The sequence below is a fragment of the Nocardioides marmoribigeumensis genome, from assembly GCF_031458325.1.
GTDB lineage: Bacteria > Actinomycetota > Actinomycetes > Propionibacteriales > Nocardioidaceae > Marmoricola_A > Marmoricola_A marmoribigeumensis.
Window position 1 is genome coordinate 2,958,227 of sequence record NZ_JAVDYG010000001.1, and the last position, 13,575, is coordinate 2,971,801.

The 13,575-nt window shown below is 74.2% G+C and carries 12 protein-coding genes; 9 read left to right on the forward strand and 3 right to left on the reverse strand.

From position 1 onward, the window contains the following. Positions 1 to 20 precede the first annotated feature (20 nt). Both J2S63_RS14220 and J2S63_RS14225 read left to right on the forward strand, forming a co-directional pair. On the forward strand, positions 21 to 356 hold the full coding sequence (locus tag J2S63_RS14220; protein ID WP_310303497.1) for a 2Fe-2S iron-sulfur cluster-binding protein: 336 nt from the start codon (positions 21 to 23) through the stop codon (positions 354 to 356). Further along, positions 356 to 1,585, forward strand: coding sequence for an NAD(P)/FAD-dependent oxidoreductase (locus tag J2S63_RS14225; protein ID WP_310303500.1), 1,230 nt, complete (start codon positions 356 to 358; stop codon positions 1,583 to 1,585). The genes J2S63_RS14220 and J2S63_RS14225 overlap by 1 nt, the downstream gene beginning before the upstream one ends. A gap of 25 nt (positions 1,586 to 1,610) precedes the next feature. Here J2S63_RS14225 and J2S63_RS14230 read toward each other — a convergent pair whose 3' ends face one another. Continuing rightward, a complete protein-coding gene (locus tag J2S63_RS14230; protein ID WP_310303503.1) occupies positions 1,611 to 2,435 on the reverse strand; it encodes a FadR/GntR family transcriptional regulator in 825 nt (274 codons plus the stop codon). 63 nt (positions 2,436 to 2,498) lie between these two features. On the opposite strand from J2S63_RS14230, the gene J2S63_RS14235 reads away from it, so the two are divergent. From J2S63_RS14235 to J2S63_RS14260, 6 genes are all read left to right on the forward strand, one after another. Continuing rightward, positions 2,499 to 3,530: an enoyl-CoA hydratase/isomerase family protein gene (locus J2S63_RS14235; RefSeq protein ID WP_310303505.1), complete on the forward strand. Its 1,032-nt coding sequence runs from the start codon at positions 2,499 to 2,501 to the stop codon at positions 3,528 to 3,530. Continuing rightward, positions 3,517 to 4,701: a CoA transferase gene (locus J2S63_RS14240; RefSeq protein WP_310303507.1), complete on the forward strand. Its 1,185-nt coding sequence runs from the start codon at positions 3,517 to 3,519 to the stop codon at positions 4,699 to 4,701. The genes J2S63_RS14235 and J2S63_RS14240 overlap by 14 nt, the downstream gene beginning before the upstream one ends. Next, entirely contained in the window at positions 4,698 to 6,101 is a 1,404-nt protein-coding gene (locus tag J2S63_RS14245) for an amidohydrolase family protein (protein WP_310303510.1), read from the forward strand. The genes J2S63_RS14240 and J2S63_RS14245 overlap by 4 nt, the downstream gene beginning before the upstream one ends. Before the next feature lies 1 nt (position 6,102). After that, complete coding sequence (locus tag J2S63_RS14250) at positions 6,103 to 7,308, forward strand: acyl-CoA dehydrogenase family protein (protein WP_310303512.1); 1,206 nt, start codon at positions 6,103 to 6,105, stop codon at positions 7,306 to 7,308. A gap of 110 nt (positions 7,309 to 7,418) precedes the next feature. After that, the gene (locus J2S63_RS14255) at positions 7,419 to 7,757 is read left to right on the forward strand and encodes a DUF6907 domain-containing protein (protein ID WP_310303515.1); all 339 of its coding nucleotides are present in this window, start codon (positions 7,419 to 7,421) and stop codon (positions 7,755 to 7,757) included. A gap of 43 nt (positions 7,758 to 7,800) precedes the next feature. Next, positions 7,801 to 8,265, forward strand: a complete 465-nt coding sequence (locus J2S63_RS14260) for an acyl-CoA thioesterase (protein WP_310303517.1) — start codon at positions 7,801 to 7,803, stop codon at positions 8,263 to 8,265. Positions 8,266 to 8,339: 74 nt separating this feature from the next. Here the strand turns inward: J2S63_RS14260 and J2S63_RS14265 are convergent, their stop codons facing one another. Next, a complete protein-coding gene (locus J2S63_RS14265; protein ID WP_310303520.1) occupies positions 8,340 to 8,510 on the reverse strand; it encodes a hypothetical protein in 171 nt (56 codons plus the stop codon). 230 nt (positions 8,511 to 8,740) lie between these two features. Between J2S63_RS14265 and J2S63_RS14270 the strand changes: the two genes are divergently transcribed. Beyond that, positions 8,741 to 9,985, forward strand: coding sequence for a DUF1206 domain-containing protein (locus J2S63_RS14270; protein WP_310303522.1), 1,245 nt, complete (start codon positions 8,741 to 8,743; stop codon positions 9,983 to 9,985). Here J2S63_RS14270 and J2S63_RS14275 read toward each other — a convergent pair whose 3' ends face one another. Beyond that, positions 9,986 to 13,483 carry a fibronectin type III domain-containing protein gene (locus J2S63_RS14275; RefSeq protein ID WP_310303524.1) on the reverse strand — a complete coding sequence of 1,166 codons (3,498 nt, stop codon included), beginning with the start codon at positions 13,481 to 13,483 and terminating at the stop codon, positions 9,986 to 9,988. Between the last annotated feature and the right edge of the window lie 92 nt (positions 13,484 to 13,575).

A 13,575-nucleotide genomic window follows, 5' to 3' on the forward strand; every position in this document is an offset into this window, starting at 1 on the left:
AGAACCCAGGAGGAACGGCGATGCCGACCATCACCTACATCGACCCTGACGGGGTCAAGCACGAGATCGACGCCCACGTCGGTGCCACCGTCATGGACACCGCGGTCAAGAACGGCGTGCCCGGCGTCGTCGCCGAGTGCGGCGGCTTCCTGTCCTGCGCCTCGTGCCACGTGCACGTGGACGACGCGTGGATCGACAAGGTCGGCCGGGCCGAGGACAGCGACGACGAGGTCGAGTGCGAGCTCCTCGACGGCGCCATGGCCGAGCGCACGCCGGGCAGCCGCCTGTCGTGCCAGATCACCGTCACCGACGAGCTCGACGGCCTCCTGGTCCGCGTCGCGCCGGAGCAGTTCTGATGAGCGCGATCGTCATCGTCGGCGCCGCGCAGGCCGGCCTGCAGATCGCCGTCTCGCTGCGGGAGAAGGGCTACGCCGGCAAGGTCCAGCTCGTCGGCGCCGAGCCGCACCCGCCGTACGCCCGCCCGCCGCTGTCCAAGGCCTACCTCTCCGGCGCGGCGACCCTCGAGTCCCTGGCCCTGCGCAACGAGGCGTTCTACACCGACCACGCGATCGAGCTGATCTGCGGCGACCGGGTGACCGACGTCGAGCTCGACGAGGGCATCGTCAGGCTGGCCAGCGGCCGCGAGCTGCCGTTCGACCAGCTCGCGCTGACCACGGGCGCCCGCGTCGCCCGGCTCCCCGTGCCGGGCGCTGAGCTCGACGGTGTGCTCTACCTCCGTGACCTCGCCGACGCCGACCGCCTTGCGGAGCGCCTGCCGGACGCGACGAACGTCGTGGTCGTCGGAGGCGGCTTCATCGGCCTCGAGGCCGCTGCCGTCTGCCGCAACAAGGGCAAGGAGGTGACCGTCGTCGAGATGGGCTCACGCCTCGTGATGCGCGCGGTCGCGCCGGTGGTCTCGGAGTTCTACCGCGCGGCCCACGAGCGCCGGGGCACGACGATCAAGCTCGGCCAGACCGTGACCGCGGTCGAGGGCCAGGACGGTGCGGTGACCGGCGTGCGGCTGGACGACGGCACGCTGCTCCCCGCGGACCTGGTCCTCGTCGGCATCGGCGTGCACGCGCGCGGCGAGCTCGCCGAGCACATGGGCCTGGAGATCCAGAACGGAGCCGTCGTCGTCGACCGGCACGCGCGCACCAGCCACCCGCGGGTCGTCGCGGCCGGCGACGTCACACTGCTGCCGCACCCGTTGACCCAGGACGTGATGGTGCGGCTGGAGTCGGTGCAGAACGCCGTCGACCAGGCCAAGGTGGCAGCCGCCACGCTGATGGGCGAGGAGAAGGAGTACTCCTCCGTGCCGTGGTTCTGGACCGACCAGGACACGATCAAGCTGCAGATCGCCGGGCTCTCGACCGGGTACGACGACGTGGTGGTGCGCGGCGAGCCGGACGAGGAGAAGTTCTCGGTCCTGTACTACCGCCACGGCCGGCTGATCGCGATCGACAGCGTCAACCGGACCCCGGAGTACCTCGCCGTGCGCCAAGGCCTAGCCAAGGGGCTCACCGTCCCGCAGGACCGGGCCGCCGACGTCGGCGTGCCGCTCAAGTCGCTCCTTGTCGAGGCGTGAGGCGGCGGCGGTGGGCGGGCACGCGTCACCGCCAGGCGATCGGCGTCTCCATGTGGTCGGGGTGCTGGGTGCGGTAGTGCTCCACGATCGCCGCGATGTGGTCGTGCATGAGGTCGCGCGCCTTGCGCGCCCGGCCGTCGATGACGGCCACCGCGATCGCGTGGTGGTCGCTGTCGAGGTGCGGGATCTCCAGCGGGTCCATGTCCTCCACGACGTGGTCGACCACGATGTGCGTGACCGACTGCACCAGCAGGGTGGTCACCCGGTTGCCGGCGAGCGCGGCGAGCACGGAGTGGAAGGTGTTGAGCTCCTCGAAGTGCTCGTGCTCGTCGGCGGGCTGGTGGTCGTCGAGGAACGGCGCCAGCGCGGCCGTCTTGCGTCGGCGGTCGGCGATGCGGGCCACCTTGGCCGCGATGAGGGGCTCGAGGTCGAGCCAGGTGTCGAAGACCTCGCTGTAGGTCGCGCCACTGAGGGTGTAGTACATGCTCGCCGTCCGGGCGAGGTAGCTGGCGTTGACCGGGGCGACGTAGGGCCCGCCGCCGGGCCCGCGGCGGATCGAGATGAGGCCCTGCACCTCGAGCAGCCGGAGACCCTCGCGCAGGGACTCGCGGCTGACGGAGTACTGCGTGAGCATGTCGGACTCGGCCGGCAGCCGGTCGCCCACCTTGAGGTCGGCCGAGATGATGTCGCGCACGACCGAGGCCGCCACCAGCTCCGACGCCTTGGGCGGTGCGATGCTCGCCGCCGCCTCCGCGTCACGCACGGGCCGCAGGTTGCCCCCCGGCTTGTAGATGATCGGGAGCCCCTTGCGGGGGCCCGGCAGGTCCGGCCTGTCGGTGGTCGTGGTCATCTCGTCACCTCTCCCGTCGGCGTGCGGTCGTCAGTCTAGGTGGGAATCGGTATGAGGAATGGGTTGGCGGACCACGGAGCGGCAGGAATCTCGCCGGATCCGGCGGAGGATCCCGCCTTCGCCCTCGCCGCGATCGCCGAGGACGGCGTGCCCTCGCGTCCCCTCACCGTGGTCGACCTCGACGCCGTCGACGGACCCGGGTCGTGGTTCGCCGGTGCCGGCGCCACGCTCGGCCGGGCGACCCGCCCGCTGAGCGGGTCCGCTCGCGAGGTGGCACGGACGCTCACGACCTCGGTGGTCCCGCCCGGGCTGGCCGACGAGCCGACCCTGGTGGCGGTCGACGACGTCGACGCCACGGTCGCGGCGATCGTGGCGCGCACCTCGCTCGCTCCCCGCACGACGATCGCGCTCGACGGGCTGCTGAGGCTCACCGAGGGGGTCGACGCGGAGACCGGTGTGGTCGCCGAGTCCTTCGCCTACTCGATGCTGCTGGCCTCGCCGGAGTTCGCGGCCTGGCGCGCGAGCCGCGCACCCCGGCAGCGGACGACGACCGCGGACCCGGTGCAACTGCGCCGGGAGGGCGACCGGCTCGACGTCGTGCTCGACCGCCCGGCCCGCGGCAACGCCTTCTCGGCCGACCTCCGGCAGGCCCTGGTCGAGGCGCTGCGGTTCGCCGCCCTCGACCCGTCGCTGACGCTGGTGCGCCTGTCCGGCGAGGGCCGGCACTTCTCGACCGGCGGGGACCTCGACGAGTTCGGCACCGCCCCCGACCCGGGCGCGGCCCACGCCGTCCGCCTCGACCAGAGCGCCGGTCTCGCCGTCCACAGGATCCGGGACCGCGTCGAGGCCCGCGTGCACGGACGGTGCATCGGCGCCGGCATCGAGGTCCCGGCCTTCGCCGGACGCCTGGTCGCCGCCCCGGGGACGACGTTCCAGCTCCCGGAGCTCGAGCTCGGCCTGGTGCCCGGCGCCGGCGGGACGGTGAGCATCCCCGCGCGCATCGGTCGCTGGCGCACGGCGTACCTCGTGCTCACCGGCGTCGCGCTCGGCGCCGCGACCGCGCGGGACTGGGGGCTGGTCGATGCTGTCGAGTGAGGTCGACGTCGCGCGCGCCTGGGCGGAGTCCGGGGGGTCGTGGCTGACCGGCGAGCGCACCGGGTCACCGTCGGCCGCGGGCGCCGGCGCCGCGGGCGTCGCCGAGCACCTGCTCCGCGACGTCGCGGGCCTGGTGGGCGAGGTGCCGGGACTGCCGACGGTGGCGGTCCTGGGGGAGCGCGCCGCCCTCGCCGGGCTGCAGCGCGACGGCGCGCGCTCGTGCGGCGGCGCGAGCCGGATCGTGCCCACCGCCGACGGCCATCTCGTGCTCACCCTGGCCCGCTCGGACGACCTCGCCCTGGTCCCCGCCCTCGTCGAGAGCCCTTGCCTGTCTGGGGATCCGTGGCTCGACGTCGCCGCCTGGGCCCTGCGCTCCACGAGCCGGGAGGCCGCGGCCCGGCTGCACCTGCTCGGCCTTCCCGGCGGGGCGGTCGGAGGCGCGGTGGGCGGCTCGCCGGTCCGGGTGCGGGACGGGGGAGCACGCGTGGCCCGCGAACGCCCGCGCGTGCTCGACCTGAGCTCGCTGTGGGCGGGCCCCCTGTGCGCCCACGTCCTCGGACTCGCCGGCGCTGACGTGGTCAAGGTCGAGAGCACCACGAGGTACGACGGCGCGCGGCGCGGCCACGCGGCCTTCTACGACCTGCTGCACGCCGGCCACCGCAGTGTCGTCCTGGACTTCGCCGACCCCGCCGACCGCGACCGGCTCCAGCGGCTCGCCGCCTCGGCCGACGTGGTCGTCGAGGCCTCGCGGCCGCACGCCCTGGCCCGGCTCGGGCTCGACGCCGACGCCCTGGTCACGGCCGGTGTGACGTGGGTGTCGATCACCGCCCACGGGCGGGGCGAGCCGCAGCGCGTCGGGTTCGGCGACGACGTGGCCGCGACTGCCGGCCTGGTCGGCCCCGGGCCGGTCTTCGTCGCCGACGCGGTGGCCGACCCGCTCACCGGGCTCGCCGCCGCGGCCGCGGCGCTCCGCAGCCTGCGCGGGCCGCGGGCCCAGCTGCTCGACGTCTCCATGGCCGGCGTCGCCGCGTGGGCGGCCGCGGTCCCGGTCCCGGACGGCCCGCCGTGCCCGGCGTCGCGCCCGTCCGCGCGCCGGCCCTCGGGCACCGCTCCCGGGCCGGGTGCGGACACGGGGGCCGTGCTGCACGACTGGCTGGGTGAGCTGCGATGAGGACGCTGCTGCGCGACGTGGAGGTCGAGGGCGAACGGGTGGACGTCGAGCTGGTCGACGGGCTGGTCGCGCGGGTCGGGTCCGACCTGGAGGTCGGGACGTCGCCGGACGAGGTCGTCGACGCCGGTGGGGGCGCGCTGCTCCCCGGGCTGCACGACCACCACCTGCACCTCTTCGCCCTCGCCGCGGAGCGGTCGTCGGTGCGCTGCGGCCCGCCGTGGGTGCGCAGCCCCGGCGCCCTCGCGGCCGCGCTCCTCGAGGCCGGTCGCGACGCCGCGCCGGGGGCCTGGCTCCGGGGGACCGGCTACCACGAGTCGGTCGCCGGCGACCTCGACCGGCACCGGCTCGATGCCATCGTCGGCGACCGAGCGGTGCGGGTGCAGCACCGCAGCGGTGCGCTGTGGATGCTGAGCTCGCGGGCGCTCGAGCTGGTCGGGGACCGGCTGCCCCACACCCCCGACGTCGAGCGCGACGCTGCGGGCCGGCCCAACGGCCGGTTGTGGCGCCTCGACACCGTCCTGCGCGACTGCGCGCCCGGCCCGGCCCCCTCGCTGGCCGGGGTGGAAGAAGAGCTCGCCGCCTGCGGCATCACCGGGGTCACCGACGCCACACCCGACCTGGACGAGAAGACCACCCGCCTGCTCGAGGACGCCGCGATCGACGGCGTCCTGCGCGCCAACGTCCTGCTGCTGGGCGCGTCCCGTCCGCTGAGGACCGGGCGCTTCGCCCTCGGCCCGGTCAAGCTGCTGCTGCACGACCACGACCTGCCGACCCTCGACGAGCTGGTCGACCGGATCCGGGCCGCTCGAGCCGCGGGCCGTCCCGTCGCGGTGCACGTGGTCACCCGGCTCTCCCTGGTCCTCACGCTCGCCGCGCTCGACGTGGTCGGGGTCGTGCCCGGCGACCGCCTGGAGCACGCGGCCGTCGTACCTCCGGAGCTGCGGGGGGAGCTGGCCCGCCGCGGGCTCGTCGTGGTCACCCAGCCGGGGTTCCTGCGCACGCGGGGCGAGGCCTACCGCACCGACGTCGACCCCGAGGACCTCGCCTGTCTCTACCCGTACGCCGGTCTGCTCGCCGAGGGCGTGCAGGTCGCGGCCTCCTCCGACGCGCCCTACGGCGAGCTCGACCCGTGGCACGTCATGGCCGACGCGGCGGCGCGGACCACGGATGAGGGACACGTGGTGGGGCCCGACGAGCGCGTGCCGGCACGGACCGTGCTCGCCTCCTACCTCTCGGACCCGGCCTCGCCCGGCGGACCCGTCCGTCGCGTCGCTCCCGGGGCCCCGGCCGACCTCTGCCTGCTCGGCGAGCCCCTCGCGGCTGCGCTGAGAGCGCCCCGGCGAACCCTCGTCCGGCGCACCTTCCACGCCACCACGCACGCCACCACGAAAGAGGACTGAGATGGACTTCGAGCTGTCCCCCCGCGCCACCGAGCACTGCGACCGGATGTGGGACTTCATGCGCGAGAGCGTGTTCCCGGCCGAGGCGGCCTGGAAGGCGCACCTGCGTGAGCACGGCGACCACTCCTACCCGCCGGTGATGGACGAGCTCAAGGCGGAGGCGCGGCGCCGCGGGCTGTGGAACCTCTTCCTGCCCTCGGTCTCCGGGCTGTCCGTCCTGGAGTACGCCGCCGTGGCCGAGATCTCCGGCTGGTCGCCGGTGATCGCTCCCGAGGCGATCAACTGCCAGGCCCCCGACACCGGCAACATGGAGACGCTCGAGCTCTTCGCCACCGACGAGCAGAGGAAGCGCTGGCTCGAGCCGCTGCTGGAGGGCGAGATCCGGTCGGCCTTCGCGATGACCGAGCCCGCCGTCGCCTCCTCCGACGCGACCAACATCGAGACCAGGATCGAGCGCGACGGCGACGACTACGTCGTCAACGGGCACAAGTGGTGGATCACCGGCGTCGCCGATGAGCGCTGCGAGATCTTCATCGTGATGGGCAAGACCGACCCGTCGGCCGACCCGCACCGCCAGCAGTCGATGGTGCTCGTCCCTCGCGACACCCCGGGTGTGGAGATCGTGCGCAGCCTGCCGATCTTCGGCTACCAGGACCAGCACGGGCACTGCGAGATCCGGTTCACCGACGCCCGCGTGCCGGTCGCCAACCTTCTGGCCGAGGAGGGGGACGGCTTCCGGATCGCCCAGGCCCGGCTGGGGCCCGGCCGCATCCACCACGCGATGCGGGCGATCGGCATGGCCGAGCGCGCGCTCGCGCTGATGGTCGAGCGGGCGAGGTCGCGCACGGCGTTCGGCCGGACGCTGGCCGAGCAGGGCGTGGTCGGCGACCTGATCGCCCAGTCGCGCATCGACATCGACGCCGCCCGCTTGTCGGTCTACCGCACCGCCTGGCTGATCGACCACGTCGGTGCCAAGGGCGCGAGGACCGAGATCGCGGCGATCAAGGTGCTGGCTCCGCACGTCGCGACGACCGTCATCGACCGCGCGATCGAGGTCTTCGGGGGCGCCGGGGTCAGCGACGACACCCCGCTGGCCTACTTCTACGCCTGGGCCAGGGTCCTGCGGATCGTCGACGGCCCGGACGCCGTTCACCGGCGCTCGATCGCCCGCGAGGAGCTGCGCCGCGAGCGGCCCTACGCCGGCTGAGTGGTTGACGCCCCGGTCACCCCGGAGTGGAATGGGGAGGTCGGGCCCGGCCCCCGCGCGACGCCGCTCCAACGTCTCTCCAGGACCCCGTCGCTCGAAGGTCGGCACCCATGAACGCATCCCAGTCCTCCGAGCGGGCGCTCGCGCCGCCCGCCCCCCTCTGTCCGCCCTGGTGCGAGCACGAGCACCTCGGTGTGGCCGACGACCCGTGCGGGTTCCACCACGATGGAGCGGTGACCGCGGTCGGCCTCGAGTTCCCGTCCGGCCCAGGCCGTGGCGACTACCTGTTCGTCAACGTCTCCCAGGTCGAGCAGCACGGCGAGCTCGGCCGGGCCTTCGTGGAGGTGCAGGACGAGCGCCGCACGATCGCGCTGCTCACCCCGGCGGAGTGCGTGCAGCTCGCCCACGCCCTGCTGGACGGGGCGCGCCAGCTCCGCAACGAGCGCTGACCCCGGCGGACCCTCCGCCTGCCGTGCGCGGCACACTGCGCCCATGCCCGTCTTCGACTGCGAGATCCAGGCCCGCCTGCGCGACGTCAACCTCGGCGGCCACGTCGACAACGTCGAGGCGCTGCGCGTGGTCGACGAGGCCCGCATCCTGTTCCTGCGCCACGCGCGGCTCGACGACCGCGACGGCGGGGCGCTGCGCGACGTTCCGGCTCACGTGTCCGAGCTCGTCGGGAGCCAGCGCGTGGACTACCACTCCGAGATGCGCTTCGTCGCCTTCCAGCCGTTCCTGCTCCGCCTGTGGGTCAGTCACGTCGGGCGGTCGTCCTTCGCGGTGTCCGCCGAGCTGCGCGTCGAGGCCGGCCACCCGCCCGCGCTGTCGTCCGAGTCGGGCCTCGTGCTCTGGGACCGCGAGACCGCGGCGCCCTGGCCGGTGAGCGACGACGTACGCCGGGTGCTCTCGTCCTTCGACGGGCCGCCGGTCGCGCTGCGTGAGCGTCCCGGCGGCTGAGCCGGCCTCGGCACCACCGACGTGACCGCCCGGGCCTGACGCCTCGAGGACCACGAGCCCGCACCGGGCGCGCGTCAGGTCGTGAGCACCATCCGGAAGCGCGCGTCACCCGCCATCATGCGGTCGTAGGCCTCCGCGGCCTGCTCCAGCGGCATCGTCTCGACCCTGGCCTCGACACCGGTGAGCGCCGAGAAGCGCCTGGTGTCCTCGGAGTCCGCGGCCGTGCCGTTGGCGTGACCGAGCACCCGGCCGGTGGTGCCGACGAGCGCGAAGGCCGGGACCTGGATCGGGTCCTCCGCCGCACCGACGACCCGAGGGCAACGGCGACCCGGCGCTGGCGCAGTTCGGCGAGGACGTCACCCCGCGGTGCAGGCGGCCGGCGCCACGGTCAGGAACGACGGCCCATGACGTTCGTGAACAGCCGCTCGGCGCGACCCGGCACCGCTCTACGACCCGAGCATCGGCGCGGTCCGACGTGGTCGGCGGCGACCTCGCCCTGGGCAAGATCGTCGACACGATCTCGCACAGCAGGTGGTGGAAGGACTCCGCGATCTTCGTGGTCCAGGACGACAGCCAGAACGGTCCCGACCACGTCGACGGCCACCGCGCAACGATCCAGGTGATCAGCCCCTCCGCCGTGCACGGCAGGACGGTCTCGACGTACTACTCGCAGATCTCCATGGTCCGCACGATCGAGCAGATCCTCGGTGCCGAGCCGCTCGACCAGAAGGTGGCGGCCGCGACGCCGATGTACGGCGCGTTCCAGGCCGAGCCCGACCTCACGCCGTACGACGCGAGGCCCTGCGACGGCCCGCCGGGGAGCTCCCCGGTGGGTCGTCGCCGTCCCACCGCTCGGGGTGGCGTGCGCCGTGACCTCGCCGGGTACCCCCTGGACGTGAGCGCCGAGACCGTGGACGACCGGGCCCGGCGCTCCGACGCGCTCGCCTGGTCGGTGCGCGCGGGTCTCGTGGGCTACGCGGTCGTGCACCTGCTCCTCGCGTTCATCGCGCTCCGCCTCGTGCTGGCGGGCGGTGGCGGGCAGGCGACGGGCCAGGGCGCGCTGGCGCTGCTCGCCGGCGACGGGGTCGGCCGGTGGACCCTCGCGGCGATCGCCGTGGGGTTCTGGGCCCTCGTGCTGTGGCAGGTCGTCGCGGCCGCCGTGGGCTACCAGGACCGGGAGGGGCGCTCCCGGCACCTGATGCGGTTCGGCGCCGCCTGCCGGGTGGTGACCTACGGCTACCTCGGCTACGCCTGCGCGGGCTTCGCGCTGGCCGGCCGCTCCGCCGCCAAGGGCTCGCCCGAGACCACCACCGCTCACCTCCTGTCGCTCTCCTACGGCCCGTGGCTGGTGGCCGCGGTCGGGCTCGTCACGGCCGGGATCGGCGTCGGGCTCGGGGTCTTCGGCTGGCGGGCCGGGTTCGTCGGCCAGCTCGACGAGGAGGCGCGATCCTCCGACCGGCGTGTGCCGATCGTGCTGGTGGGGAGGTTCGGCTATCTCGCCAAGGCCCTGGCGATGGTGGTGATCGGCGGCCTGCTGGTGTGGGCCGCGTGGTCGCACGACCCGCACAAGTCCGGCGGTCTCGACGAGTCGCTCTACGAGCTGCTCGGGCACACGCTCGGCACCGTCGCCGTGCTCGTCGTCGGGGCCGGCATCGGGTCCTTCGGGGTCTACCTCCTGGCGCGGGCGCGGCACCTCGACCGGTCGGGGATCACGTCCTGATCAGCGGGCCGTCACGAGGTTGGACCGCGCGGAGAAGGCGCTGGTCCCGATCGCGTTGACCGCGCGCACGGCGAAGCGGTAGCGCCCCCTGCGCAGCGTCATCGAGAACGACCGGGCGCTCGCCGGGCGCAGGCTCGAGGTCGTCTGCGACACGACCGCTCCGGTGCTGCTGATCCGGTAGGCCGTGACGCGGTAGCCGGTGATCGCCGACCCGCCGTTGGTGAGCGGTGCGGCCCACACCGCCTTGGCCGTGACCGTGCCGCCCGTCACGCCGGAGGCGGCCGTCCCGATGCGTGGTGCGCCGGGCCTCGCGACGGGTCGGACGAGCCCGGTCCGGGCCTCGGTGCCGGCCCCTGCCGCGCTGACCGCCCGCACCCCGAACCGGTAGGAGCGGCCGTTGACCAGCCCGGTCACGGTCCGTGTCCGTGTGCTCGCCGCCTGGGTGTACGTCGCCACGGTGGCGCCCTGGCCGTCGTACACCTTGACGGCGTACTGCGTGACCGCTGACGTGCCCGCCGCTGCCGGGGCCGACCAGGACAGGGCGACCCGCCGGTCGCCGGGCTTGGCGGTGAGGCTCTGCGGGGCGGACGGCGCCACCGGAGCGACCGGCGTGACGAGACCGGACCTGGCCTCGGCGCCGTCGCCCACAGCCGTCACGGCGCGCACGGCGACGCGGTAGGCCGTGCCGTTGACCAGGCCGGACACCGTGGAGGCGCGCGCTGACGCGGCGAGGAGGGCGGACGTCCGGAGCAGCTGTCCGCCGCTGGAGTAGGTACGCACGCGATAGCCGCTGACCGGGAACGTGCCCGAGGACGAGGGCGCCGCCCAGGTCACCTTGACCTGCTGGTCGCCCGCACTCGCGGAGATGCTCTGCGGGGCGCTCGCGGGTGTGCCGGCGGTCACCGGTGCGGACGTCGCCTCCGGGCTGACCCCCGCGTCGGAGACGGCCTGGACGCCGATCGTGTAGGTCGAGCCGTTGTCGAGCCCGGTCACGGTGACCGACGTGGTGTCGGTCTGGGTGCCGCTGACGTAGAGCCTCTGCGTGTCGTAGACGTTGACCACGTAGGTCGTCACAAGGTCCGAGCCGGAGTTCGACGGAGGGGTCCAGCTCACCGTCGCGCTGCTGTCGCCGGGGGTCGCGGTGACGGCGCGGGGGGCGGTCGGGGCGACGGGGGCCCTGGGAGTCACCGATCCGGTGCTGGCCTCCGGGCCGGTCCCGGCCTGGCTGATCGCGGCGATCCCGAACGTGTACGCCGTGCCGGCGGTGAGGCCCGTGACCGTGGTGGTGAGCGGCTGGTCGGCGTAGGAGAGCTGGTCGCCGACCTTGGCGTCGTCGTCGTCGTAGGTCGTCACCCGGTAGGCCGTGACGGGCTCGGTGCCCTCGTCCAGCGGCGCGGACCAGCTGACCGTGGCCTTCTCGGTGCCCGCCGACGCGGACTGGTTGCGAGGAGCGCTCGGGAGGCGAGGCTGCACCAGCGTCACGCTCGCGACCGACTGCTGGCTGCGCCCCGCGCTGCTGATCGCCGTCACGCCGAGCTGGTAGGTGGTGCCGTAGGCCAGGTCCGAGAACCCCCAGCTCGTCGTCCAGGGGTCGACGGTGGTGGGGGTGAAGGGCTGGCCGTGGGTGTCGAGGCCGCTGCGGGTGACCTCGTAGCCACTGACCGGTGCGTCTCCGTCGACCTCCGGCGGGTCCCAGGTGAGCCCGGCGTACTGGGTGTTGTCGTCGGGTTGGACGCTGACATGGGCCGGGGCGGACGGAGGAACGTCGGCGTTGACGAAGTCACGCGACACCGCGGACCCCGTGCCGGCATCCGTCGTCGCGGCGACGCCGACGGTGTAGGACGCCCCGGGCGCCAGGCCGGTGAACGCCTGGCTCCGGGTGGACGAGGACACCCCGACGGTGCTGCCGTCGGGCCGTGTCACCACGTAGCCGGTCACCGGCAGGCCGCCCGCCGGAGGCGGCTGCCAGGCGATCGTGGCCGAGCTGGTCGCCGGGTCCTTGGTCAGCGTCACCTCGGTGGGCGCGGCAGGCTTGCCGCAGCCGGTGACCGAGATCGAGTAGGCGCCCACGCTGGCGTAGTCGGTGTAACCGGTGTCCGCGGTCCCTCTCCCGACCCCGTCGACCTCCAGGTAGTAGGTCGTGCCCAGGTCGAGGGAGCCGGTCCACACCGCGTCCATCCCGCTCGCGTGCTCCGGGTCGACCTCCGCCGAGGTCGGGTCGACCGCCGCGAGCTCCGTGCCGTTGCTGCCGAGCAGGCGCAGCCTGATGTCGAGGTCCGGGCCCGGCGGGGCAGGGGTGGCCGCGATCGTGGCGGGACCGGTGCAGGTCCGCGAGAAGGCGAACGTGTCCTTGTCGGTCGCCGTCGTGATCACGCCGGCCCCCGTGAGCAGGTCACCCGTGGCCAGGGCCGTCGCGCCGGTGCGGGTGTCGGCGTGGTCGTCGGGGCGCAGCGCCGCGCCGTGGCTCGCGATGACCGCGAAGTCGTCCTGCTGGTTGGACGCGCCGGTGTACTCGCCCTTGCTCCACTGGGTGATCGGGTGGTTGCCGGACCCCATGATCGGGGCCCACCCGTTGTGGCCGCTGTAGTAGTCGCCCGTCACCCCGCCGTCGTGCTCGAGCCCCAGGTTGTGCCCCACCTCGTGCGAGACGGTCTCGGCGATCTGCGCGGTGGTGTAGGTCATCTGCGGGAAGATCCAGGCCGGTTCGTAGGCGTCGCCGCTGCCGACCAGGTCGAAGGACCCGACGTACGCGATGCCGGAGCAGCCGCCCGCGCACGTGGCGGTGAGCGCCTGCTCGCTGGGGGTGATGAGAGCCCGCACGCCGTAGGTCGTGTCGCTGTCGGTGCTGCGCACCAGGGCTGCGGCCCCCGGGTCGGCCGTCGTCACGTCCACGTCGAACGGGGCGTAGTCGTCGGCCACCCGCTGCCAGACCTCCTGCACCACCGCGCGCTCGTGCCGGCTGAACACGGCAGGGTCACCGTCGGTGTCGAACGCGGGCTGGGCGACGGTGCCGTCGACGCCGCCCTCGTTCCAGGCCGTGCCGGTGACGAGCTGGCCGTCGAAGTCGAGGTAGATCGTCCGGCTGGAGCCCGGCTTGCTGTGCAGCGCGAACGTCTGGTCGTAGGGGTACGGCGCCACGTCGGCCGCCGCGCTGGGTCCGGTCGTGTCCGTGGAGGCCTGGGCGGTGTCGCGGGCAGGAGCTCGGTCGACGAAGTACACCCGCCCGGCGGTGTCGACCCAGGCCGTGCCGTCGGACCGCAGCAGGTCGGCGAGGTGCTGCGCGGACATCTCGTTGCGCCGCGCTGCCTCGGGGAGGCGAGCACCCAGGGCCTTGATCGCGGCCGCGCCGTGCGTGCGGTGCCCGACCAGCCGGCCGGGCGTCGGTGCGGCAGGCGCCGCCTGGGCCGGGGTCGGGGCCAGCACGGCGGCCGGTCCCACCAGTGCGGTCGCCAGCACTGCTGCGACCGCTCGTCGCCGCGTCCTGACGCTCGCAGCCATCCCAGGTCCCCCGTCCGCGTGCGCACCCGCGCACACCCCAGCTCGGACGGTACGTCGGGAGGGCCGTCCGCGGGTGAGGATTCCGTCCCGAG

Bases quoted from the DNA above. Each gene is read 5' to 3' on its own strand.
- J2S63_RS14220 (WP_310303497.1), top strand. From the start codon at position 21: ATGCCGACCATCACCTACATCGACCCTGACGGGGTCAAGCACGAGATC.
- J2S63_RS14225 (WP_310303500.1), top strand. From the start codon at position 356: ATGAGCGCGATCGTCATCGTCGGCGCCGCGCAGGCCGGCCTGCAGATC.
- J2S63_RS14230 (WP_310303503.1), bottom strand. From the start codon at position 2,435: ATGACCACGACCACCGACAGGCCGGACCTGCCGGGCCCCCGCAAGGGG.
- J2S63_RS14240 (WP_310303507.1), top strand. From the start codon at position 3,517: ATGCTGTCGAGTGAGGTCGACGTCGCGCGCGCCTGGGCGGAGTCCGGG.
- J2S63_RS14245 (WP_310303510.1), top strand. From the start codon at position 4,698: ATGAGGACGCTGCTGCGCGACGTGGAGGTCGAGGGCGAACGGGTGGAC.
- J2S63_RS14250 (WP_310303512.1), top strand. From the start codon at position 6,103: ATGGACTTCGAGCTGTCCCCCCGCGCCACCGAGCACTGCGACCGGATG.
- J2S63_RS14255 (WP_310303515.1), top strand. From the start codon at position 7,419: ATGAACGCATCCCAGTCCTCCGAGCGGGCGCTCGCGCCGCCCGCCCCC.
- J2S63_RS14260 (WP_310303517.1), top strand. From the start codon at position 7,801: ATGCCCGTCTTCGACTGCGAGATCCAGGCCCGCCTGCGCGACGTCAAC.
- J2S63_RS14275 (WP_310303524.1), bottom strand. From the start codon at position 13,483: ATGGCTGCGAGCGTCAGGACGCGGCGACGAGCGGTCGCAGCAGTGCTG.